This is a genomic window from Bradyrhizobium sp. 172 (assembly GCF_023101065.1).
GTDB lineage: Bacteria > Pseudomonadota > Alphaproteobacteria > Rhizobiales > Xanthobacteraceae > Bradyrhizobium > Bradyrhizobium canariense_D.
In genome coordinates this window covers 2,592,146-2,612,929 of sequence record NZ_CP064701.1, presented here as the reverse complement: position 1 = coordinate 2,612,929, position 20,784 = coordinate 2,592,146, and the positions used below count along the sequence as shown (strand labels likewise).

The following is a 20,784-nucleotide window of genomic DNA, read 5'->3' as shown; positions in this document are numbered from 1 at the left end:
TTTTGCAGCCATTTGCGGCAGCTCGGGCCAAAGGTGCAAGGGCAATTTGCGGCGCGGCGCCGCTTTAGCGTCTCGACACAAACTTGTAACCCGATCGAAGCGCATGTTGCGGATCAGGCCGCCACCACTTTCCTGATCCAGACCTTGTTGTCGTGGAAAGCGGCGCCGCCGATCGGCGCGATCGTGTCCGCGCCCGTCAGCATGTTGATGCCGCGGTTACCGATATGGTTCTTGTTGGGCTGAACGGACTCCGCGATCAGCACGCCGCGGCGCACGCCCTCGAACAGCGTGGCGATCAGCGTTGTCTCGCCGCGGGCGTTGCCGAGCGTCACGGCGTCGCCATGGGCGATGTCGAGCGCGGCCGCATCCAGGGGATGGATCATCACGCTCGCCTTGCCCTCGCGCGCCTGGGAGGACGGCGTCTCGTTGAAGGTCGTGTTGAGGAAGCTGCGCGACGGGCTCGTGGCAAGCCGGAACGGATGGGCCTGGTCGGAATGCTCGATCACGGCCCAATGGTCCGGCAGCGACGGCATCTTGTCGAAGTCACCCATCGTCTGGCCGAACGGCGGATGCGCCCAATCCGCTTTGAAATGGAATTTCCTGTCGGCGTGGCCGAAGCCGTCGAGATAATGCGACGTCCGGAAGTCCGGCTGCAGGTCGCGCCAGAGGTCAGCTTCGAGGCCGGCAATGTCGCCGTGGTCGCTCAGCTTCAGCGTCGCGTCGATCAACTCGCGCGGCGTCAGCTCGAACCCTGGATGCCTGGCGCCAAGCCGCGGCGCCAGCGCCTGCAAGACCTCGTGGTTGGAGCGGCACTCGCCGGGCGGGTCGATCAGCTTCGGGCCGACCGAGATGTGCTGGTGCCCGCCACCGTAATAGAGATCGTCATGCTCCATGAACATTGTCGCCGGCAGCACGATGTCGGCCATCTCGGCCGTCTCGGTCATGAACTGCTCGTGCACCGCGACGAACAGATCCTCGCGCGCAAACCCCTGCCGCACCAGTGCCTGTTCCGGTGCCACCGTCATCGGGTTTGTGTTCTGGATCAGCAGCGCCTTGACCGGACCCTTGCCGTGCAGCGCCTTGGAATCGCCGGTGAGGATGCGGCCGATCTGCGACTGGTCGAGCGCGCGGATAGTTGGGTCGATGGCGTCGTGACCCTCGATGATGGATTCGTTGAAGTGCCACAGCGCGTAATTGTTGAAGAAGGCGCCGCCGCCTTCATATTGCCAGGCGCCGGTTACCGCGGGAATGCAGTTCGCGGCATGCATCTGCGCCGCACCGTTGCGCGAGCGGGTGAAGCCGTAGCCGAGCCTGAAGAAGGTCCGCTTGGTCTCGCCGACCAATTTGGCAAAAGCCTCGATCTCCGCCACCGGCACGCCTGAAATCGCGGATGCCCATTCGGGGTTACGCGTCTTCAGATGCGCCTCGAGCTCATCAGGGCAATCGGTGTACTTGTCCATATAGGCGCGATCTGCATAGCCGTCGCGGAACAGGACGTGCATCACGCCGCAGGCGAACGCGCCGTCGGTGCCGGGCCGCAGGATGATTTTGATATCCGCCTGCTTCATGGTCTCGTTGTCGTAGATATCGACGGCCGCGATCTTGGCGCCGCGCTCCTTCCGGGCACGGGCGGCGTGCGTCATCACGTTGACCTGCGTGTTGACGGGGTTGGTGCCCCAGATCACCACCAGATCGGACAGCGCCATCTCGCGCGGATCGACGCCGGCGATCTTGCCGGTGCCGATCGCGAACCCGATGCGGCCGACATTTGCGCAGATGGTCTGATAGAACCGCGAATATTTCTTCACATGGGTGAGGCGGTTGAGGCCGTCGCGCATCACCAGCCCCATCGTGCCGGCGTAATAATAGGGCCAGACCGATTCCGCGCCGAATTCGCGCTCGGCCTGGTTGAAGCGATCCGCAATCTCGTCCAGCGCCTCGTCCCAGCTGATCCGCGCAAATTGGCCGGAGCCCTTCGGCCCGGTGCGGCGCATGGGATACGTCACCCGATCGGGATGATGGATGCGCTCGGCATAACGGGCGACCTTGGCGCAGACCACGCCGGCCGTATAGGTCTGCTTTTTCGAACCGCGGACACGACCGATGCTGCGCCCCTCGACCACCTCGATGTCGAGGGCACAGGCCGACGGGCAATCATGCGGACAGGTCGAATGGCGGATTTCGATCTTGGCGTGCTGGTTCATGTCCAATTTGGTAACACCAAAATACCTGTCAGCCGAGGGTATTTATCCGGCAACGCCCATGCGATTTGCTCAGACCGCGTGCGCCGCCGGTTCCTGCCGCGACCGCGAAGAGCGGCGCGGCCACACCGAAAACCGCAGGATATTCCAGGCACCATCGGCCTTGTGAGGCGTCGACAGTCCGCCTCCCCTGCCGCTACAGTGCCCGCCAACAAGAACGACAACAGGGAGGTGGGTGTGACGGCCCGACAATTCATGCTGGCGCTGGCCGCCGGTCTGCTCTGCGCCTTCGCCGCAGTCCCGTCCCTGGCGCAGGATTATCCCAACCACACGGTCCGGATCGTCGTGCCCTTCGGCGCCGGCGGGCCCGCCGATGTCGCGGCCCGGCAGATCGGCAATGCGCTCCAGGAGAGTTTTGGCCAGCCCTTCGTGATCGAGAACCGCACCGGCGCGGGCGGCGTCATCGGCACGGTCGAAGCGGCGAAGTCGCCCGCCGACGGCTACACGCTGTTGATGATGTCCAACACCCAAACCGCGAACGAATCGCTGCTGACGCCGGACAAGCGCAAATACGAGCTGATGCGCGACCTCGCGCCGATCGCACCGGTGAACTCTTCCGATCTCGTCATCGTGGTGAACCCGCAAGTCGCAGCGAAGACGCTGCAGGAGTTCGTCGCCCTCGCCAAGTCGCAGCCGGGCAAGCTGAACTACGCCTCCTCCGGCCAGGGCACGCCCTATCACATGGCCGGCGAGCTGTTCAAAGCGATGGCCGGCATCGATCTCGTCCATGTCCCCTACCGCAACAGTGGCGAGGCCCGCAGCGGCGTGATCGGCGGGCAGGTGCAGATGATGATCGACGCGGTGCCGGCGATGGCGCCGAACATCGGCGAGAACCAGGTCCGCGCGCTCGCGACCACCGGCAAGCAGCGCTCGGCGGTGCTGCCGAATGTGCCGACAGCGATCGAGGCGGGCGTATCTGGCTATGAAGCCACGATCTGGCTCGGCCTGATGGCTCCGGCCGGGACGCCGAAACCTGTGATCGACAAGCTCAATGCCGCCGTGAACGCAATGGTGAAGCGGCCCGACATCGTCAAGCTCTGGACTGCGCAGGGCGCGGTGCCCATGTCGATGACGCCGGAGGAATTCGACAAGTTCCTGCGCGGCGACATCGAGAAATGGGCGGACGTCGTCAAGAAGTTCGACAAGTCCTGAGGCCGTAGCGCGACAATGCCGACCATTCAATTCCAGCTCAACGGCACGGCGACGGCCGTCGAGACCGATCCGGATCAGACGCTGCTCGATGTGCTGCGCGGCCGGCTCGGCGTCACAAGTCCGCATTTCGGCTGCGGGGCCGGCGAGTGCGGCGCCTGCCATGTCATGGTCGGTGATCGCGCGATGGCCTCCTGCGACATGCCGATGTGGTCGGTCGCCAACAAGGAGGTCGTCACGGTGGAAGGCCTCGGCACCGCGGAGCAACCGCATTCGCTGCAACGCGCCTTTATCTCCGAGCAGGCGATGCAATGCGGCTATTGCGTATCGGGGATCCTGATCAGCGCGGCGGCGCTGCTGAAGCGCAATCCGTCGCCGACGGACGCGGAGGTGAAAACTGCGCTTGATCGCAATCTGTGCCGCTGCGGATCGCACAACCGCATGGTGCGCGCCGTGCTGCGGGCGGCCGCGGAGATGGCGACATCATGACTGCGCCGTCCCCTGCCCCGACACTGCCGGTCAGCCTTTCGGCCAATCCCAAGCTGTCATCCTGGGTGAAGCTCGTCGGCGACGGCGGTGTGGCGATCTCGTCCGGCAAGGTCGAGATCGGCCAGGGCATCGTCACAGCCCTGGCGCAGATCGCAGCCGACGAGCTCGACGTCGATATTGCCCGCATCGAGATGATCCGCGCCTCCACGGCGGCAAGCCCGAACGAGGGCGTCACCTCGGGCAGCCTTTCGGTCCAGCAATCCGGCCGCGCGCTGCGCCACGCCTGTGCCGAGGTGCGCCAGCGCTTCCTCACCGCGGCATCCGAACGTCTCGGTGTCGATGCATCGCTGCTCGAGATCGATGACGGCACGATCTCGGGCCCCGGCAATGTCAGGACCAGCTATTGGGAGTTGGCCGGCGACGTTTCGCTCGACGAGGACGCCAATGCGGGCGTGACGGCGAAGATTGTCGCCAAGCGCACTGTGGCCGGACATCCGGTTCAGCGCATCGACATTCCCGACAAGGTGTTCGCACGGGCGCGCTTTATCCATGACTGTCCGCTGCCGGACCTGCTGCACGGACGCGTGCTGCGGCCGGACATCTCGGGCGCCAGGCTGATCGCACTCGACGAGACCGCGACGCGAGCCGTTCCCGGCCTCGTCGCAATCCTCCGCGACGGCGGCTTTTCCGGCGTGGTTGCCGACAGCGAGGTAGCGGCGGAAGCCGCGCTGAAAGCCTTGCGCAAGGGGGCGACATGGTCGGCTGGCGAGCCGCTGCCCGATGAAGCTGATCTGGCCGGATTCCTGAAGAGCCAGCCAGTCGAGACCACCGTGATCGATGTCCGGACGACTGCGGCGACACCCAAGCTTGCGCGCACCCTCCGCCGGCAATTCATCCGTCCCTACATCGCGCATGCCTCGATCGCACCATCCTGTGCGATGGCCCGATGGAACAGCGATCGCGTCCATGTCTGGACGCACAGCCAAGGCGTCTATCTGCTGCGCGCTGATCTTGCGATCGTGCTCAAGCTGCCGCCAGAAAACATCGTGGTCGAGCACATGGAAGGCGCGGGCTGCTACGGACATAATGCCGCCGACGATGTCGCGCTCGATGCCGTGCTGCTGGCGAAGGCTGCCGGCGGCCGTCCGGTGCGGGTGCAATGGTCGCGCCACGACGAGATGGCCCACGCACCGTTCGGCGCGGCGATGGCGATCGAGATCGAGGCCGATCTCGATGCGGACAACGAGATCGTCGGCTGGCGCCACTCGATGTGGAGCAACGGCCACGCGGCGCGGCCGGGGCGCGCGGCGCAGCCCGCGCTGCTCGCCGCAACCGAGATCACGAACCCCTACCCCCGGATGATCTCGACCAATCCGCCGGCGGCCAATGGCGGCGGCGGCGACCGCAACTCCGTTCCGCTCTACGACCTCAAGGCCTGGACGGTCACGAGCCACCGGCTGCTGACCATGCCGGTGCGGACCTCGGCATTGCGGACACTTGGCGGACAAGGCAATGTGTTCGCGATCGAGTCCCTGCTCGACGAGATCGCCGCCCTGCGCGGCGAAGACCCGATTGCGTTCCGCCTGCGTCATCTGCGCGACGAACGCGCAAAGGACGTCATCCGGGCCGCGGCACGACGCGCGCAGTGGAAACCGCAGAAGCAGGCCGGCATCGGTCATGGCGTCGGCTTCGCCCGCTACAAGAACATGGGGGCCTATTGCGCCGCGATTGCCGAGATCGAAGGCACTGATGACATCCGCGTCAAGCGGCTGACGCTTGCGGTCGATGTCGGCGAGGCCATCAATCCCGACGGCGTCATCAACCAGATCGAGGGCGGCGCGATCCAGGCGACGAGCTGGGTGCTGAAGGAACGCGTCCGCTTCGACCGCATGCGCATCACATCGACGTCCTGGACCGACTATCCGATCCTCACCTTCAGCGAGGTGCCAATGGTGGATGTCGAGATCGTGCAGCGGCCGGAGATCGAACCGGTCGGCGCCGGCGAGGCTGCCCACGGCCCGGTGACGGCGGCGATCGCGAATGCCGTTTACGATTGCCTCGGCGTGCGCGTGCGCGACCTGCCGATCACCCGCGACAAGATCATTGCAGCCATGGAGCTGGCATCGTGACGACAGTGAGCATTTTGAGCGGAGGCGCGGCGCAAGGCCTGGTGCGCGGCCTCAGCGATCCCTTCAAGACGCAGACCGGCTTCGGCATCGACGGCGAGTTCGGCGCGGTCGGCATCATGGCCGACAAGCTGCGCGCGGGAACGGCGGCCGATCTGGTGATCCTGACGCAGGCGCTGCTTGCAAAGCTTGCCGAAGAGACGCTCGTCGTCCCCTCCTCGATTTCGGATATCGGACGGGTCGAGACCGCGCTGGCGGTCCGTAGCCGCGATCCCATGGTGACGGTGAAGACCGAGACTGACCTGCGCGAGGTGCTGCGCAGCGCCGACGCGATCTACGTCCCTGATACGAAAGCCTCGACGGCGGGACAACACGTTGCAAAGGTGCTGGATCAGCTGGGCATCGCCTACGAGGTCGCCTCGCGCCTGAAAATCTTTCCGAACGGCGCGACCGCGATGCGGGAGCTTGCGGCATCCACCGCCGCGCATCCGATCGGCTGCACCCAGGCCACCGAGATCATCGCGACCGACGGCATCGCACTGTCAGGAGCGCTGCCGCCGGGCTGCGAGCTCGTGACGATGTACACGGCCGGCGTGACCACGCGGGCCGCACATCCGCAAGAGGCGGCGGTGCTGATCTCGTTGCTGACCGGCGCAGACCGCAAGGACCTGCGCCAGCGCGCCGGCTTTACCGGCTAGATAACCGCTCTATTTGTGTAACTGGGTGAGGCCGGTCGGCGGGCCGTCGACGGCAGTCCAGCCGCCATCGACGAACAGCGTGCTGCCGCTGACATAGCTCGCGGCGTCCGAGGCGAGATAGGCGACGGCCGTCGCGACCTCGTCGGCGCTGCTCCAGCGGTTGAACACGGTGTGGCCGGCATAGAGATTGTAGATGTCGGGACGCTGCTTGAACGGGCCGGTCAGCGCGGTCTCGGCGATGCTCGGCGCGATCGCATTGACGCGCACGCCGGAGCGCCCAACCTCGGAGGCAAAGCCCTTCACCAGCAGGCCAATGGCCGCCTTGGTCGAGCCGTAGACGCCGAGGCCGGGCTCGATGGTCACCGCCCGCACCGAGGAGCAGGCAATGATGCTGCCGCCCTTCTGCTCGACCATGATGCGGCCGAAGGCCTGGAAGAACCAAACCGTGCCCTTGATGTTGAGGTTGAGGACGCGGTCGAGATCCTCCTCGGTGTAATCGAGGATGGTCTTGCGGATGTTGAGCCCGGGCGTCGTCACCGCGATGTCGAGCCGCGAAAATTTCTGCATCACGGTCTGGGCCAGCGCATTGACGTCCGCGGCGCTCGCCGCGTCACACGCAGCCGCCTCGGCCCAGCCGCCCTTCTCACGAATGCCGGCGGCGGTTGCTTCGGCGGCGTCAAGCGCACGATCGGCGCAGACGACACGGGCGCCGAGCCCGGCCAGCGCCTCGGCTGACGACTTGCCGATGCCCGAGGCCGCGCCGAGCACCACGGCCGTCTTGCCGGTGAGATCGAAGAGCTTGCGATAGTCGGTCACGGATAGATTCTCCTGTATTGCTGCTATCCCTTGTAGCCCATCAACAGGCGGGGCAGCCACAGCGAGAAGGCGGGGACGTAGGTCACGAACATCAGAGCTGCGATCAGGGCGGCGTAGAACGGCAGGATGGTGCGCATCACCGCGCCCACCGAGATGCCGCCGATGGCGCAGCCCACGAACTGCGTGGTCCCGACCGGCGGGGTGTTCAGCCCGAGCGCGCAGTTGATCAGCATCAGCATGCCGAACTGCACCGGGTCCATGCCCGCCTTCATCGCGATCGGCAGGAAGATGGGCGTGCAGATCAGGATGGTCGCGGCCATGTCCATGAACGTGCCGAGCACGAACAGGATGACGTTGATGAGCAGGAAGATGACCCAGGGCTGCGTCGAGACCCTGCTCATCATCTCGCCGGCGAAGTCGGCGACCTCGTAAAGCCCCATCAAATACTGGAACATGGTGGAGACGCCGATCAGCAGCAGCACCACCCCCGTCGTCTTCACCGCCTTGGCCGCAGCGCGCAGGAAGTTCGGCAAGGTCATGGTGCGGTAGATGAAGAACGTCAGCAGGATCGTATAGGTGACCGCGACGGCCGCGGATTCGGTGGCCGTGAACACACCGGACAGGATGCCCGCCAGGATGATGCCGACGATCAGAAGCCCGGGCAGAGCGGCAGCGAACGAGCGAAAAACCGCGGGCCAGCCCGGGAACTTGCCGGCCGGATAGCCTCGCTTCACCGCGACCGCGTAAGCGGCGACCAGCATGCACACCATCAGCACCAGGGCCGGCAGGAGCCCGGCGGCGATCAGCGCGCCGATCGAAACCTTGCCGCCGGCGGCGAGCGCATAGATGATCATGTTGTGACTGGTCGGCATCAGCGCTCCGACCAGCGAGGCATGGGTGGTGACGTTGACGGCGTAGTCGGTGTCGAAACCTTCCTTCTTCATCATGGGGATCATCACGGCCCCCATCGCCGACACGTCGGCCACGGGCGAACCGGACACGCCGCCGAACAGCGTGCAGGCGACCACGTTCGACATGCCGAGCCCGCCGCGGATGTGTCCGACGAGATTCTTGGCAAGCTGCACGATCTTGTCGGCGACGCCGCCATGCAGCATCAGCTCACCGCTGAAGACGAAGAACGGGATGGCGAGGAAGGAGAAGATGTTCATCCCGGACATCATCTGCTGGAAGATGACGGCGACCGGCAGGCCTTCGTAGAGGATGGTGCAAATCGCCGAGAGGCCGATCGCGAAGGCGACGGGGACGCCGAGGACCAGGAAGCCGAAGAAAGTGGCGCCGAGGATGATCAATTCCATGAGGGGACGACCTCTTCGCCGCGCAGGAGAGCGATGATGTGCTCGATTGAAAAGGAGACGATGAGGACGCCGGAGGCGATCAGCGGCAGGTAGCGGATGACCTCGGGCAGCCCGAGATTGGGGATCTTCACGGTTCCAACCGAGGCTCCGAGGATCCAGCCGTTACAGGCCATCGCGACGCCGAAGCCGGCGACCAGGACGTGGATGACAAGCTCGATCTTCTCCCGCGCGCGATCCGGCAGCATCACCAGCAAACTGTCCATGCCGATATGTCCGGCATCGCGCACGCCCACGGCGGCGCCGATCAACGTGACATACAGGATAAGAACCAACGCAAGGTTCTCCGTCCAGGTCGGGCTGGAATTGAGCACGTAGCGTCCGAACACCTGGTAGAAGACGATGGTGACGATGACGAGCAGCCCGGTCACCGACAGGTACATCCCTAGCCGAGCGACGGGTGCATTGATCCGGGACAGCAAGCCGGTGGACGGGGGTCCGGCTACGTCCAGTTCGTGGTCTGCGACGTGAGGGTCTGTCATCCAAGTCTCCTTGCAAGTCTCCTTGCGCGCATCCAATGCGTCGGTCAGGCGTCGCCAGTCGGCAACGCCGAACCGACGCTATGGCCTTACTTCGCGTCCTGGATACGCTTGACGAGGCTCTTCAGCTTCTCGTCACCCGCGAACTTGTCGTACACCGGCTTCATCGCGTCGACGAATTCCGCCTTGTTGGCGATCGTCACGACTTGAACGCCGGCCGCTTCGACCGTCTTGCGGGAGGCCTGCTCGCGTTCGTCCCAGAGCTTGCGCATGACGGGCACCGATTCCTTGGCCGCCTTGCGGACCATCGCCTGGTCCTCCTTGCTCAGCGTGTCCCAGACCGTCTTGGACATCACGAGAACTTCGGGCGCCAGGGAGTGCTCGGTGACGTTGTAGAACTTGGCGGCCTCGAAGTGGCGCGAGGACTCGTAAGAGGGCCAGTTGTTCTCGGCAGCGTCCACCAGACCGGTCTTGAGAGCGGTATAGACCTCGCCATAGGGCATCGGGGTCGGATTGGCCCCGAGGCTCTGGATCATGCCGACCCACAGGTCGGATTGCTGGACGCGAATCTTCAGACCCTTGACGTCCGCAAGCGACTTGATCGGTGCCTTGACAGTGTAAATGGACCGGGCGCCGCTGTCGTAATAGGCAAGGCCGATCAGGCCTGCGGGCGCCATGGACGCCAGGATCTCGTCGCCGATCGGCCCGTCAAGGACGGTGCGCATGTGCTGCGTGTCCCGGAAGATGAAGGGCAGGCACAACGCGATGGTTTCCGGCACGAAGTTGTTCAAGGGCGATGCGTTGATCCGCATCATGTCGAGGGCGCCGATCTTGAGCTGCTCGATGGTGTCCTTCTCGGAGCCCAGCGCACCGTTGGGGAACACCTTCACGCCGAGCTTGCCGCCGCTCGCCGCGGCGAGCTGCTTGCCCATGAACTTGACGGCCTCGACGGTCGGATAATCGGCGGGATGGATGTCGGCGGAACGGAAATCGCGTGCGGTCGCCAAGGGGGCTGAGACCGCCAGCAGAGCGGCTGCGATGACGCCGGTGAGTATCTTCATCTGGGCTTCCTCCTGAGGTGATTATATCGTTGGGCAGATGCTGCGGGCCGCCTTGGGTCGCTCCACTTCCGGTGTGAAGTCAAGCGCCATCGTCGTCCCTAGGGCGCGCGGCATTCTCTGTCCAAGCCAAATCCGGCATCGATCAATGCTAGAGTTGCATCGATGGATCAGACCGGCTTTGGGCAACAGCCGGCTCCTCGTCCAGTTTTTCCGAAATCATCTGTCGTCTGGCGCGGCAAGCGTTCATGCGCGTCGCTTGACGCCGCCGGTGCGGTCCTCTCAAGATGCTGCGAAGCAAAACGGACATCCCGAGGAATGCCCATGCCGCGGAAGCTGATCGACATCTCCGTGCCGCTCAGGAACGACGTGACGGCGGATCCGCCGGGCAATCACCCGACGATCCAGTACATCGATCACCAGCAGGGCCTGCCGCGGATGCTGCAGTTCTTCGACGGCCTCACGGCACAGGATCTGCCGGACGGCCAGGGCTGGGCCGTCGAGCAGGTCTCGCTGTCGACCCATAATGGCACGCATCTCGATGCGCCCTGGCACTTCCATCCGACCATGAATCGCGGCGAGCGGTCATGGACGATCGACGAGGTCCCGCTGGAATGGTGCTTTCAGCCCGGCGTGAAGCTCGACTTCCGGCATCTGCCCGACGGCTACGTGGCGAGCGCCGACGACGTCGAGAAGGAGTTGAGGCGGATCGGGCATGCGCTGTCGCCGCTGGAGATCGTCGTCGTCAACACCGGCGCCGGCGCCAGGTTCGGCCAAGCCGACTATGTCAGCTCAGGCTGCGGCATGGGCTATGAGGCCACCATGTACCTGCTCGAACGCGGCGTGCGGCTGACCGGCACCGACGGCTGGAGCTGGGACGCACCGTTCGTCCACACCGCGAAGAAATATGCCGAAACGAAAGATGCCGGCCTGATCTGGGAGGGCCACAAGGCGGGACGGCACATCGGCTATTGTCATCTCGAGAAGCTGCACAATCTCGACCAGCTGCCTTCGACCGGGTTCACGGTCTCGTGCTTTCCGGTGAAGATCGAGCGCGCGTCCGCGGGCTGGACCCGCGCCGTCGCGATCATCGACAGCTAGCTGTCGAGCCCGCTCTCCGCGAGTTCGCGCAAGGCATTTATGTCGAGCACGACGATGGCGCCGTGCTCGAGGCGAACCCAGTTGCGGCCCGCCCAGGCGCGCAATTGCTTGTTGATGCTCTCGCGCGTCATCCCCACCATCTCGCTGATCTCCTGCTGCGTGATGGCGAGCGTGCCGCTGCCGGAGTCGAACTTGCGCTCTTCGGTGAGGCCGAGCAGCGCGCTCGCAAGCCGGCCCGGCAGATTTTGCAGGATCACCTGCTCGACCTGCTGACTGGTCCAGCGCAGGCGCGCGCAGAGCAGCTCGATGAATTTCATTGCGAGCGCCGGCTGGCTCTTCACGAACGGCAGGAAGTCCCGGCGATCGATGATGTAGAGCTCGCAATTGGTGTTGGCGGTCGCATCGGCCGACCTGGGGGCGCCGTCGAGCACCGCGATTTCGCCGAAGATCTCTCCGGGACCGATCAGATTGAGAATGGCGTTACGGCCGTCGGGCGACGACGAGGAAATCTTCACCGTCCCTGTGATCACCGCGAACAGATTGTTGCCGGGATCGCCCTTGGCAGCGATCGTCGCGCCGCGCTTCACCGTGGTGTGCTTGGCGTAACGGCAGAGCTGATCCAGCGCCTCCGGCTCCAGATCCGCAAAGATCGGGTGCTTGCGCAGGACCGATAATTTATTCCCCGCCGCTTGTCGGGGGTCGTCGCCGGTCTTGTCCTGAGGCACGCCACTGGGCTCCTAAGACTGCGAGGCACTGGGGTCCCTGCGTAGTCAGTGTAGCCCAGTTTTTCAACCGGAAAGCATGCGCCCTATTTGAGGCAAACGCGGCGAAAATGCCGCGGCCAGGCGTGAAGCCGGCAGCCGAAGGATGAGCCAATGCGTCCCAGTCGATGCAGAGTTGCAAGTGCCGCACGCCACCTTGCGTTGAGGCGCTGCCACCGTCCCGAACTCGCACGGCATAGCCCGCCCCGCGGGCGCCGCAAGATGGGACGGTGATCTCAGAAGCTTCGACGCTTGACGTCCGACTCGGGCCGGACTGCACCGGTTTGCCGGTCTGCCCAGGCCAGAGCCCCGGCGAATGTGACAAAGATTGCCACGACAATGGTGCTCATAAGCACCGCGTCAGCCGGCATAATGCCCTCCGCTGTGGTTTCAGGCATTATCCGGGGCAGGCAGCCGAATGCATTGATCCCGATCAAAATCGAGCAGCGCTGCGTCGGAATCAGGCTGCGGCCAAGGCCTCGACCTTCGCCGCATCGAGCAGGCTGATCCCGCCATGAATGATCTCGATCACGCCGTGGCGCTCCAGCTTGGTGAAGGTGCGGCTGACGGTCTCGATGGTCAGACCGAGGTAGTCGGCGATGTCCTGGCGGCTCATTGGAAGCGGAACCGTGTCCAACGCCCGCTTCAGCGAGACCAGCCGCTCGCGCCAGCCGAGCAGAAAGGCCGCAACCTTTTCGTCCGCCGAACGGCGGCCGAGCAGGACCATGTGGTCCCGGGCCTGGCTCAGCTCGCGAATCGCCAGCTCGTTGATCCGCCTGAGGAGATGCGGCCGGTCCTCGATGAAACGGCCGAAGGGTGACTTCGCGAACTGGCATACGGTCACCGCGCCGATCGCATCGGCCGAAAAATTGTGCCTGCCAGAAATATTCATCCCCAGGAAATCGCCGGGCAAGGCAAAGCCCACGATCTGCCGGCGGCCGTCGGGCAGCAGCTTGTACAGCCGCATGACGCCCTCGAGGAGATTGTAGAACGAGGTCGTGATGTCCTCCTCGGAGAACACAGTCTCGCCTGAGGAAAAATGGACGCGCCGACCGAGATGCTCGAATTCCCGAAGCTCGGCCGCATCCAAAGACGAACAGACCGCTGATGCGCGGACGGCGCAATCGCTGCAGAGCTGCCGGTTCGGCTCAATCGTGACTACGGGCTTCATCGACCGCTCCAAGCGCCGGCTGCCCATCAGGCCCATCCCGCCGCGCAGCTGCATTTTACTGCAGTGCGCCAAAGCCGGTTGACCCAGATCAATTTTGGAGGGAATCCCCGCCCTATTCTTCTCCCAGACTTAAACGGGGTCACTTTACATGCTGCAAGGAATGCTGCGTCACGGGTTGATCGGGTTGCTTCTGATGACGCCTGTCCTGGCTGCCCCGACCGCCGAACAACGCGGCAAGGCCTTTGCGCGAGCCCATTGCGCGCGCTGCCACGCGATCGACCGTGCGTCGAACAGTCCGCTCAAGATCGCACCGCCGCTGCGGGCCCTGCACAAGCGCTATCCCATCGAGAGCCTTGGGGAGGCGCTGGCTGAGGGAATCAACACCGGCCACGCCGACATGCCGGCCTTCGAGCTCAGTCCGGACCAGATCCACGATCTCCTGTCCTACCTCAAGACCCTGGAATAGCCGGCGTCACACCGCCTGCACCGTCCAGCCGATCAGCTCCTTCGCGATGCGCGTGAAGGCCGTATCGAACGCTGCGACCGCCATGGCCGGCACAATCTTGTCGAGTTTTTCGCTGGTCTCGACGAGACGCGAGGCGATCACCTTGCCGTTCTTGTCGACGATCCGCGCCGACAGCCCGATCTCGACCCGCGTCTCCCCCTCGGTGGCAATGCGGAAGCGCCTGATGTCGATCAGGAGCTGATAGTCCGCCTGCCCGAGATCGGCCGTGCGCAACGGCGCGTGGGCGATGTCGTAGTTCTCGAAACTGTCGATCAGACGCGCCTGTATCAGCTTGGGAATGCTGTCGGCCCAGAGGAAGTCCGCAAAGCCCGGATTATCGCCGCCCGGCGCGAACAGCATGCGCTGGGTCTGGAGCATGGCGACCGCTGTCGGCTCGGGGATGGCCAGTGACGCAGAGAGCGTCTTACCGCCCGGACCGAGGTTCTGCGGCGTGCGCAGATCATAGGTGACTTTCTGCGCCGGCGTTCCGCCGCCGGTCATCTTCTCCAGGCCCGCCAAAATGCCGTCGATCTTGCCGGTGTTGCGCGCAAGCCCGTCGGAGAAGGTCTTGAGATTGGCGATGGTGTCCTTCAGCGGGCCCGAATTGTCCTCCAGCACGGTGTCGACCCGCCGCAGTGCATCGCGCGCGGCCTGCGTCATGCTCTGGCCCGCACCGGCCTCGGCAATCAAGGTCTGGGGCTCGCCGGATTTAGTGACGATGACGCCTTCCTCAAGCGTCACCACCGGCACGCCGGTCAGCCCCTGGAAATCGAGCCCGACCCTGCTGTCGGCACGCACCGGCGTGGTTGAAGCAACCGAGATCGTCGCATTGACGAAGCGTGGATTGTCCGGCGCAAGCCCGAGCTGGGTGACCTCGCCGACGCGGATGCCGTTGAACAGCACGCCGGCGCCGACCAGAAGACCGGGCACCGGGCCCTGGAATTGCACGTGATAGCTGGTGCGCGGCCCGATCCCGCCGGTGTTGTTCAGCCAATAGACGAAGCCGAACACCGCGAGGATCGCCGCCAGGACAAAACTGCCGATCAGCACGTAGGGAGCGCGGGTTTCCATGTCTCATCTCATCTCGTGTTGCAGCATCTGCGAGCGCTTGCCGTGGAAATAGGCGCGCACCCAGGGATGCTCGGATTGCAGCAGCTCGCGCATCGGACCGATCGCCACGATCTTGCCGTCAGCGAGAGCGGCGACGCGGTCGCAGACCGTGGTCAGGCTCGCCAGATCATGGGTGACCATGAACACGGTGAGGCCGAGGGTCTTTTGCAGCGTCCCGATCAGCGCATCGAAATCGCCCGCCGCGATCGGATCGAGGCCTGAGGTCGGCTCGTCCAGGAACAGGATCGGCGGATCGAGCGCGAGCGCGCGCGCCAGCGCCACGCGCTTGGTCATGCCTCCGGATAGCTCCGCCGGATATCTATCGGCATCCTGCGGCCGCAGCCCGACCATTTCGAGCTTGGCGATCGCGATCTCGTCCATCAGCTCCTGCGACAGCACGAGATTTTCACGGAGCGGAAACTGGATGTTCTGCCGGACCGTCAGCGAGGAGAACAGCGCGCCCTGCTGGAACAGGATGCCCCAGGTCGTGGCCGCACCTTCGGTGCGGCCGCCGATTGGCCGTCCCGTAACCTCGATGGTCCCGCCTTGGCGCGGGATGAGGCCGATGATGGTTCGCATCAGCACCGACTTGCCGCCACCGGACGCCCCCACGAGCCCGAGGATCTCACCCCGGCGTACGTCGAGCGTCAGATGATCGAGCACGGTCTGCCGGCCGAAGCCGACCACGAGGTCGCGGACGCGGATCGCGAACTGCTCTTGCGATTCGCCCATGATCACATTCCGATCGAGGCGAAGAAGATCGCGAACAGGCCGTCGAGCACGATCACCAGGAAAATCGACTTGACCACCGACGTCGTGGTCTGTCGTCCCAGCGATTCGGCGCTACCCTTCACGCGCAAGCCCTCGCTGCAGGCGACTACTCCGATCACCAGCGCCATGAACGGCGCCTTCAGGATGCCCACCTCGAAATGGGTGACCGAGATCGCCTCGTGCAGCCGCGCGATGTAGATCGCCGGCGCCATGCCGCCGTAGAACTGCGCGACCAGGCCGCCGCCATAGAGTGCGGCGATCGATCCGATGAAAGCAAGGATCGGCAGCGCAATCACCAGGGCCGCAACCCGCGGCAGGATCAGGACGTGGACGGGATCGAGGCCCATGGTCGAAAGCGCGTCGATCTCCTCGCGCATCTTCATCGAGCCGAGCTCGGCAGTGTAGGCGCTTCCCGAACGGCCGGCGACCATGATGGCGACGATCAACACGCCGAGCTCGCGCAGCACCAGGATGCCGACCATGTCGACGGTGTAGGACTCCGCGCCGAACCTGCGGAAATGGAAAAATCCCTGCTGGGCGATGATGGCGCCGATCAGGAAGGTGATCAGCACGACGATGGGGATGGCCTGCCAGCCGATGCGGTATAGCTGATAGATCAGCGATGTCAGCCGCAGCGAGCGCGGCCGGCGCAGCACGCCGATCACGGCCATGAACAACGCGCCCAGCATTTGGAGAAAGATCGTGACGTCTTCGCGCGCGCCGACCGCGGACTTGCCGAGATCGTTCAGTCTGAGCAGAACCGGGTTGGGTGCGGGCGCCGGCAGCGGCGTGTGGCGGTTGACCTGACGCACCTCCTCCATCAGGCCACTGAAATGGTCGGCGACACCGACAAATTCGGCCGGTCGACCGGATGATGAGGCCCTGCGCGATAGCTTTTCCAGGACCCAGGCGCCGAGCGTGTCGAGCGCACTGACGCCCGACAAGTCCAGCGTCACGGCTCTGGATCGATCGACGTCCGCCCCGACCGACCGGGACAACGTCTCCAGCATCGACACGTTCGCGGCAATCCACGGCCCTTCCGGGCACAATTTCAGCTCTTCGCCGGAGGGCCTCGCCAGCAACAGCGGTTCGGAGTTCACGATTCCACCTCATCGGGACAACCGGGGCCCGTTCAGCCGGCAGTTCTAGGCTAGCATGGGGCGGCCGGCTTGACCTGTCTCAAGGCCAGCTGTAGCGGCGCACTCAGAGCTTCAGCCTGACATCGCAGATATCCGGCTCGGTCGGATCCGGCTTCACATCGAAGCCGAGCTGGCGACACATCTCCAGCATCGTGGTGTTCTCCCTGAGAACATCACCGGAGATCGCTTTGAGGCCCTCCGATCTCGCGTAATCGATGATCAGCTGCATCAGGGCCCATCCCAGACCCTTGCCCTTGAGGTCGGACCGCAGCAGGATCGCATATTCACCGCTCTCGTAGACCGAGTCCGAATGGAGTCGGACCACGCCGACCATCTCACCGGTCGCCTCGTCGAATGCGATAAAGGCCATCGCGCGCGCATAGTCGAGCTGGGTCAGGCGCGCGATGAACTCGTGGGTGAACTCCTTCATCGGCGCGAAGAAACGCAGACGAAGGTCGTGCGCCGTGACATGACGCAGGAATGCGTGGATGGTCGGCTCGTCCTCCGGACGCAGGGGCCGCGCGAAGATCCGCCAGTCCTCCTTGAGCTTGAGGTGGCGCTCCCATTGCGACGGATAGGCCCGAACGGCGAAGTTGGCGGCGCCGGAGCCGGCAAACTTCCGTTGCGGCGGCCCGACCGCGACGCGGGCATCGACCGCGGTCACGCCGGTTTCATCCGCCAGCAGCGGATTGACGTCGAATTCGCGAATCTCGGGAATGTCGGCGGCCATCTGCGCCAGCTTGACTAGGACCATGGCGACGGCGTCGGGCTTCACCGCCGGCACGTCCCGGTAAGCGCGAAGCAGCCGGGACACGCGCGTGCGGTCGATCAGGTCGCGGGCCAGTTGCAGATCGAGCGGCGGCAGCGCGAGCGCCTTGTCGTTGATGATCTCGACCGCGGTCCCGCCGCGGCCGAACACCACGACGGTGCCGAAGGTGGGATCGTCGGCGAGGCCCAGAATCAACTCGCGCGCCTTAGCCTTCACCACCATCGCCTGCACGATGACGCCCTCGATGCGAGCTTCGGGACGCAGCTTTCTCGCCCGAGCGATAATGTCGGTGGCAGCGGTGCGCACCGCCTCAGGCATGGTGAGATTGAGCACGACGCCGCCGACATCGGATTTGTGGACGATGTCGCGCGACATGATCTTCAGCACGACCGTGGCGCCTTGCGCAAAGATGTCTTTCGCGTAGGCCACCGCCTGCTCGACATCGGCCGCGGCGTATGTGGGCACCATCGCGATATCGTACGCTTCGAGCAGGTGCTTGATCTCGACGGGTTCGAGCCATTGGCGGCCGTCCGCGATGGCAGCAGCTACGATCTGCTTCGCAGCACGTGCGTCCGGCACGAAAGTCTCGGGCATTGCGGGCGGAACCTGGCTCAATTCCTCCACCACTTCGCGGTGCCGGACCAGGTGCATGAATCCGCGCACCGCATCATCCTCGGTCGGATAGTTCGGAATGCCCGCGCCAGAGAGTGCCTGAACGATGTCCTGGTCGGCTCCGACCCAAGCGGCCAGCACGGGCTTCGCCCAACTGCGGTGCTGCTCGCGGTACTTGCCGACGAGCTCCGTCACGGCCGTGGCGATGTCCGCAGCCGAGGCAATGGCCGTCTGCACATTGAGGACGAGGACCGCATCATTGTCGGGATCGGCAAGCAACACCTCAAGCGCTGCCGCATAGCGCGACGCATCGGCGTCGCCCACGATGTCGACGGGATTTGCGCCGGACCAGGTCGGCGGCAGCACGTCATCGAGCTTCTTGCGGGCGTCCGCCGAGATGGTCGCCGGAATGCCGCCGAGCTCGACCAACCGGTCGATAGCGAGGACACCGATGCCGCCGCCATTGGTCAGGATGGCGAGGCGCTTTCCCGCCGGCGACTCGACGCGGCCGAGCGTCTCGGCGCAATCGAACAGCTCGCGCAGATCAGAGACCCGCAGGACACCCGCGCGGCGGAACGCCGCGTCATAGACGGCGTCGGCGCCCGCGAGCGCACCGGTATGGGTGGCGGCCGCTTTCGCGCCCTGCGCCATTCGGCCGGACTTCACCACGACGACCGGCTTCACGCGCGCCGCGGCGCGCGCGGCCGACATGAACTTGCGCGCGTCCTTGATGGCTTCGATGTAGAGCAGAATCGCGCGGGTCTTGTGATCCATCGCGAAATAGTCGAGCAGATCGGCGAGATCGACGTCGATCTGATCGCCGATCGAGACGATGCCGGAGAAGCCGACGCCGCGCTGCGCGGCCCAATCGACCATGCCGGCCGCAATTGCGCCTGATTGCGAGATCAACGCGAGATTTCCCGGCCCCGGCATGTGCGCGGCAAAACTCGCGTTGAGGCTCACGCCGGGCATCATGATGCCCAAGCAGTTCGGCCCGATCAGCCGCATGCCGTATTTGCGGGCCGCAGTGATGGCGGCCTCGTGGAGGGACCCCGGTCCGTGACCGAGCCCGGCCGAGACAATCAGGGCACCCGCCGAGCCGCGCCGCGCGGCTTGATCGACGATGCCGGGAACTGCGCGCGCCGGCGCGGTGATGATCACAAGCTCGGGCACGAACGGCAATTGACCGAGGCTGTCCACGGCCGCGACGCCGCCGATCTCGGCATGGCGCGGATTGACGAGGCCGAACTGTCCCCTGAATCCGGCCTTACGGATGTTCTCCAGAACGGCGCGTCCAACGGAGACCGGGCGGGCGCTCGCACCGACGAGCGCAACCGAACGCGGCGACAGCAGGTTCTTCAGACGATAGATTGACATGAAAGCAAATGCGCCCGGTCGGTGGCGGTTCCGATGGTTGACGATCAGGCCGATAAACTGGCGATCCGCCTAGTACGAGAGCATAACCCAGCACGGTGGTTCGCCAATGACGGTCTTTGTCACACCGCCCCAAACGATCTCGTTCAGGCGCGAATGATGGTAGGCGCCCATCACGATCGCATCGATGGCATGGGAACGCCCAGGTTCCGAGCACCTTGCCAATCGAGCTGCCGTTGCCCTTCGCGGTTTCGAACGAGGCGTAGACCCCGTGTTCCCTCAAATGATCGACGAGAGCCGTGCCGGATTGCACGATCGCGTCGGACTTGTCGTCCGCCACGGTCACCACGCGGACTAGGGCTGCTGCCTGAAGGATAGGCAGCGCGTCGCCGACCGCACGCGCCGCACGCGCGGAGTGGTCCCAGGCGATCATGACGTTCTCGAATTCCGGGCGCAGCTCGTCCACATGCTGCTCCGGGCAGAGCAGCACTGGCCGTCCGGATTCGAACAGCAGCGTCTCGATGATGTGCTCGGTTCGGCTGTCGTGTGGCGTCACGGGGAGCAGCGTGAGATCGCTGAAGCGTCCGTGCTCGGCCAGGACTGACGCGATCTGGTCTGCCGGCACCTTGGCCGACCGGCTTTGAGCGCGAATGCCGGTGCGGGAGGTTGCACGGGTGAACGCATCCAGGAGGTGCTGACTGTCGCCCGCGCCAACCGACCCGTTTGCCTCGGCCGCATCGGAATTATCGGGGAGCATCACCTTCGGCCGCACGAAGACATCCTCCTCGAGTGCAAGCGCGGTGATCCTGGCGCCGAGGTCGGCGGCAACGGCCACGCATGTCTCGATCGCAGCAAGGGCCGGGCCGCGTGGCTGGCCGACGAGCGGCAGAAAGACGTCCTTGATCGGCATCGGGATTCTCCTCAGGCGCCAGAATAGGCCGGCTTTGGTCGGGACGCTTGATCCTCGTCAAGCCCGGGAACTCCGACCGTTCGGAAGGAGACGGGCGTTGACCGAAGTCAAG

General features: G+C 64.9%; 17 protein-coding genes and 1 pseudogene. 6 read left to right on the top strand and 12 right to left on the bottom strand.

Annotated features, from left to right (window positions below; genetic code table 11):
• Positions 1 to 113: 113 nt before the first annotated feature.
• Positions 114 to 2,204 carry a molybdopterin-dependent oxidoreductase gene (locus IVB07_RS12395; protein WP_247767690.1) on the bottom strand — a complete coding sequence of 697 codons (2,091 nt, stop codon included), beginning with the start codon at positions 2,202 to 2,204 and terminating at the stop codon, positions 114 to 116.
• A gap of 252 nt (positions 2,205 to 2,456) precedes the next feature.
• Between IVB07_RS12395 and IVB07_RS12390 the strand changes: the two genes are divergently transcribed.
• From IVB07_RS12390 to IVB07_RS12375, 4 genes are read left to right on the top strand one after another with little or no spacing between them, the layout of a single operon-like run.
• Positions 2,457 to 3,413, top strand: coding sequence for a tripartite tricarboxylate transporter substrate binding protein (locus IVB07_RS12390; protein WP_247767800.1), 957 nt, complete (start codon positions 2,457 to 2,459; stop codon positions 3,411 to 3,413).
• Between the two features lie 15 nt (positions 3,414 to 3,428).
• Positions 3,429 to 3,899: a (2Fe-2S)-binding protein gene (locus IVB07_RS12385; protein ID WP_247767689.1), complete on the top strand. Its 471-nt coding sequence runs from the start codon at positions 3,429 to 3,431 to the stop codon at positions 3,897 to 3,899.
• On the top strand, positions 3,896 to 6,028 hold the full coding sequence (locus tag IVB07_RS12380) for a molybdopterin cofactor-binding domain-containing protein (protein WP_247767688.1): 2,133 nt from the start codon (positions 3,896 to 3,898) through the stop codon (positions 6,026 to 6,028). Before IVB07_RS12385 ends, IVB07_RS12380 begins: the two co-directional genes overlap by 4 nt.
• Positions 6,025 to 6,723, top strand: a complete 699-nt coding sequence (locus tag IVB07_RS12375; protein ID WP_247767687.1) for a substrate-binding domain-containing protein — start codon at positions 6,025 to 6,027, stop codon at positions 6,721 to 6,723. Before IVB07_RS12380 ends, IVB07_RS12375 begins: the two co-directional genes overlap by 4 nt.
• A 9-nt stretch (positions 6,724 to 6,732) precedes the next feature.
• On the opposite strand, the gene IVB07_RS12370 is transcribed toward IVB07_RS12375, so the two are convergent.
• The 4 genes from IVB07_RS12370 to IVB07_RS12355 all read right to left on the bottom strand — a co-directional run bounded on the left by IVB07_RS12370 (position 6,733) and on the right by IVB07_RS12355 (position 10,452).
• Positions 6,733 to 7,539, bottom strand: coding sequence for an SDR family oxidoreductase (locus tag IVB07_RS12370; RefSeq protein WP_247488504.1), 807 nt, complete (start codon positions 7,537 to 7,539; stop codon positions 6,733 to 6,735).
• Between the two features lie 23 nt (positions 7,540 to 7,562).
• Positions 7,563 to 8,855, bottom strand: a complete 1,293-nt coding sequence (locus IVB07_RS12365) for a TRAP transporter large permease (protein WP_085349490.1) — start codon at positions 8,853 to 8,855, stop codon at positions 7,563 to 7,565.
• Positions 8,846 to 9,394, bottom strand: coding sequence for a TRAP transporter small permease (locus tag IVB07_RS12360; protein WP_247767686.1), 549 nt, complete (start codon positions 9,392 to 9,394; stop codon positions 8,846 to 8,848). The genes IVB07_RS12365 and IVB07_RS12360 overlap by 10 nt, the downstream gene beginning before the upstream one ends.
• An 86-nt stretch (positions 9,395 to 9,480) precedes the next feature.
• A complete protein-coding gene (locus tag IVB07_RS12355) occupies positions 9,481 to 10,452 on the bottom strand; it encodes a TRAP transporter substrate-binding protein (protein ID WP_247767685.1) in 972 nt (323 codons plus the stop codon).
• A gap of 321 nt (positions 10,453 to 10,773) precedes the next feature.
• Between IVB07_RS12355 and IVB07_RS12350 the strand changes: the two genes are divergently transcribed.
• Entirely contained in the window at positions 10,774 to 11,550 is a 777-nt protein-coding gene (locus IVB07_RS12350) for a cyclase family protein (RefSeq protein WP_018454809.1), read from the top strand.
• On the opposite strand, the gene IVB07_RS12345 is transcribed toward IVB07_RS12350, so the two are convergent.
• Both IVB07_RS12345 and IVB07_RS12340 read right to left on the bottom strand, forming a co-directional pair.
• Positions 11,547 to 12,275 carry a Crp/Fnr family transcriptional regulator gene (locus tag IVB07_RS12345; RefSeq protein WP_018454810.1) on the bottom strand — a complete coding sequence of 243 codons (729 nt, stop codon included), beginning with the start codon at positions 12,273 to 12,275 and terminating at the stop codon, positions 11,547 to 11,549. The genes IVB07_RS12350 and IVB07_RS12345 overlap by 4 nt on opposite strands.
• Before the next feature lie 496 nt (positions 12,276 to 12,771).
• Positions 12,772 to 13,482 carry a helix-turn-helix domain-containing protein gene (locus tag IVB07_RS12340; RefSeq protein ID WP_247767684.1) on the bottom strand — a complete coding sequence of 237 codons (711 nt, stop codon included), beginning with the start codon at positions 13,480 to 13,482 and terminating at the stop codon, positions 12,772 to 12,774.
• 148 nt (positions 13,483 to 13,630) lie between these two features.
• Here IVB07_RS12340 and IVB07_RS12335 point away from each other — a divergent pair, with 148 nt between their 5' ends.
• Positions 13,631 to 13,948, top strand: coding sequence for a cytochrome c (locus IVB07_RS12335; protein WP_247454416.1), 318 nt, complete (start codon positions 13,631 to 13,633; stop codon positions 13,946 to 13,948).
• A gap of 6 nt (positions 13,949 to 13,954) precedes the next feature.
• Here the strand turns inward: IVB07_RS12335 and IVB07_RS12330 are convergent, their stop codons facing one another.
• The 5 genes and pseudogenes from IVB07_RS12330 to IVB07_RS12310 all read right to left on the bottom strand — a co-directional run bounded on the left by IVB07_RS12330 (position 13,955) and on the right by IVB07_RS12310 (position 20,672).
• The gene (locus tag IVB07_RS12330) at positions 13,955 to 15,058 is read right to left on the bottom strand and encodes an MlaD family protein (protein WP_247767683.1); all 1,104 of its coding nucleotides are present in this window, start codon (positions 15,056 to 15,058) and stop codon (positions 13,955 to 13,957) included.
• 3 nt (positions 15,059 to 15,061) lie between these two features.
• Entirely contained in the window at positions 15,062 to 15,829 is a 768-nt protein-coding gene (locus IVB07_RS12325) for an ATP-binding cassette domain-containing protein (RefSeq protein ID WP_247767682.1), read from the bottom strand.
• A gap of 2 nt (positions 15,830 to 15,831) precedes the next feature.
• Positions 15,832 to 16,968 carry an MlaE family lipid ABC transporter permease subunit gene (locus IVB07_RS12320; RefSeq protein WP_247767681.1) on the bottom strand — a complete coding sequence of 379 codons (1,137 nt, stop codon included), beginning with the start codon at positions 16,966 to 16,968 and terminating at the stop codon, positions 15,832 to 15,834.
• A gap of 103 nt (positions 16,969 to 17,071) precedes the next feature.
• Positions 17,072 to 19,765 carry a bifunctional acetate--CoA ligase family protein/GNAT family N-acetyltransferase gene (locus tag IVB07_RS12315; RefSeq protein ID WP_247767680.1) on the bottom strand — a complete coding sequence of 898 codons (2,694 nt, stop codon included), beginning with the start codon at positions 19,763 to 19,765 and terminating at the stop codon, positions 17,072 to 17,074.
• A 69-nt stretch (positions 19,766 to 19,834) separates the two neighbouring features.
• Positions 19,835 to 20,672, bottom strand: a pseudogene (locus IVB07_RS12310) (universal stress protein).
• Between the last annotated feature and the right edge of the window lie 112 nt (positions 20,673 to 20,784).